The following is a 2,370-nucleotide window of genomic DNA, read 5'->3' as shown; positions in this document are numbered from 1 at the left end:
GTATACTTTTTTGTTCCCCGTTTCACGAAAGGCAATGCTCTGGACAGGGAGGTGGAGGCATAGCAGATGAAGGCTTGCAAAGAAGTGCGGGAGGAGGGCCGGAAGGTTTCGCGGTATGACTTTGAAGGCCATCCGGTGCGTGTCCGGGAAGCCAGCCTGGAGGAGTATGGCGGCTCCACAGAGCCGCACAGCCACGAGGAGATGGAATTTGTCCTGGTGCGGGAAGGGCATCTGCTCCTGGAGGCGGAAAGCGGCGTGTTCCCTCTGGAAGCTGGTCAGGGTGCGTTTATTAACGCGCAGTGCAGGCACCGTTTTTTCTCAGAGGATGGGACAGGCTGCCAGTTTTTATGCCTGCAGCTTCACCCTGTGCTGCTGTGTACGTCCCGGTATGTGGAAGAGCGTTTTGTGGTGCCTTTCCTTTCCGGGCGCTTTCCCTGCGTGCCCCTGTCTGGGGAGGAGCTGTGGGAGAAGCAGGTTTTGCAGGGCATAGAAACTCTTTTTGCCCGTCAGGGGGGAGAGGAGGTTTTAGAAAACCAGCTATTGCTGTTTGAAATGTGGCTGAACCTCTATAAAAATGTATTCGCGGGCCAGGAGGAGCCTGGCGGTATTGTCAAGGAGCGCAGGCTCACCCTGCTTAAGGCTATGACAGACTATATCCGCCAGAATTATTCCCAGAAAATCAAGCTGGAAGATATAGCCCAGGCAGGCGGGGTGCAAAAGACTTCCTGCTCCAATCTGTTCAAGTTCTACCTGAGGGAGTCCCCCATCAGCTATTTGACATCTTACCGCCTTCGGGCTGGGGCAAAGCTGCTGACAACAACAAACGCCACTGTTACCGACATCACCTATCCCCAGTACAACCCCTACAAGGTAGAGGAATTCCTCACCAACATCTTTATGATGCAGAAGGCGTATCTGGAGAAGCTGGACGGCGAACTGAATGGCGACAGCAACGAGATAAAGAATGCCACCATGTGGGATGCCCCCGTTACCGGGCCTTACCGTCCCACCACCTATGACTCCGAGCAGCGCGAGGTTATGACCCGCAATGACGATTACTGGGGCCAGGATGCCTCCATGTGGGGCAAGCTGCCTGTGCCGAAGTATGTTGCCCACAACATCTATAAGGACAACGCCGCTTCCGCCCGTGCTTTCGAGGCTGGCGAAATTGACATCAACCAGCAGTATGTATCTGATCTGCAGAAGCTGTGGCTGGAAAAGGATCTGCCTATCTCCACTTGGTTTGATGATGCTCCTTATCAGTTAGGTATGTCCATGCCCGGCCTGGTGCTGAACACCCAGAAGCCTGGCCTGGATCAGAAGGAAGTACGTAAGGCTCTTGCCATGGCTATTGACTTTGACCAGGTTATCTCTTCCGCTATGACCGGACAGTCCTACACCTTCGCGGACTTCCCCCGCACCCTGTTCAACCCCACCGACGGCGAGCAGGCCCTGATTAAGGATAAGGAAGCCCTGAAGCCCTATCAGTCCGCAGGCAATGACGTAGAAGGCGCCAACAAGCTGCTGGACGAAGCCGGTATCACCGACACCGACGGCGACGGCATCCGCGAGTATAACGGCCAGAACCTGGTGTTCAAGGCAGAGTGTCCCACTGGCTGGTCTGACTGGCAGGCTGCCATCAATATTGCTGCTGCCGCAGGCAAGAGCATTGGCATCAGCATTGAGGCTTACTTCCCTGATTCTCCCACTTGGACAGAGGATGTTCAGACCGGCAACTTTGATATCGCTATGTACAGCTACGCAGGCGCTGCTGTTTCCGCCCCCTGGCTGCGCGCTTACCAGACCATGTATGGCTTCGGCGGCGATTTCCCCGACACCATGACTTTCAATATGGGCCGTTACTATAACGAGGAAGCAGACAAGATCCTGATGGATCTGGCCAAGGAAACCGACGAGGCGAAGATTAAGGATCTGTGGGAGCAGCTTAATATCCTGTTCCTGGACGAAGTGCCTCACATTTCCACCATGTACCGCCCTGTTGACTTCCATGAGTGCAACGAGACCGTTTGGACGAACTTCCCCCAGGAAGGCAACGAAGGCAACGTGCCCCCGCTGATTCTTTGCGACGGCTATGGCATTGCCGGCCTGTATGACCTGGAGCTGATGGAAGGTTAAACTTTCAGGAGGCCATTGGTTTGGCTGTACATGCAGAAAAACTGAGATGAACATGTAGAGAAGCAGGCGGCGGAGAAAAGGTAATAGGACTTTCTCCGCCGCCGGTTTCTATATAGGGATTGGTGAAAAGTACTGAAAAGGAAGCGTTGTGTCATACTGTTTTAGGGAAAGCGGCTGAGGGAAGGAATCCCGGGAGCCGCCACTAAAAAGATGAGGTGATAGTGTTGAAAGGCT

The 2,370-nt window shown here is 54.2% G+C and carries 1 protein-coding gene; it reads left to right on the top strand.

Annotated elements, in window-relative coordinates; translation table 11 throughout:
• Nucleotides 1–66 precede the first annotated feature (66 nt).
• On the top strand, nucleotides 67–2,136 hold the full coding sequence (locus D1841_RS16995; protein WP_160644840.1) for an ABC transporter substrate-binding protein: 2,070 nt from the start codon (nucleotides 67–69) through the stop codon (nucleotides 2,134–2,136).
• Nucleotides 2,137–2,370 lie beyond the last annotated feature (234 nt).

Origin of the sequence: Neglectibacter sp. X4 (genome assembly GCF_009917365.1) — a bacterium.
In the GTDB taxonomy this organism is placed as follows: domain Bacteria; phylum Bacillota; class Clostridia; order Oscillospirales; family Acutalibacteraceae; genus Acutalibacter.
This window is presented reverse-complemented; position numbering and strand designations above follow the sequence as displayed.

Coding starts and splice junctions, on each gene's coding strand:
- D1841_RS16995 (WP_160644840.1), top strand. CDS start 67: ATGAAGGCTTGCAAAGAAGTGCGGGAGGAGGGCCGGAAGGTTTCGCGG.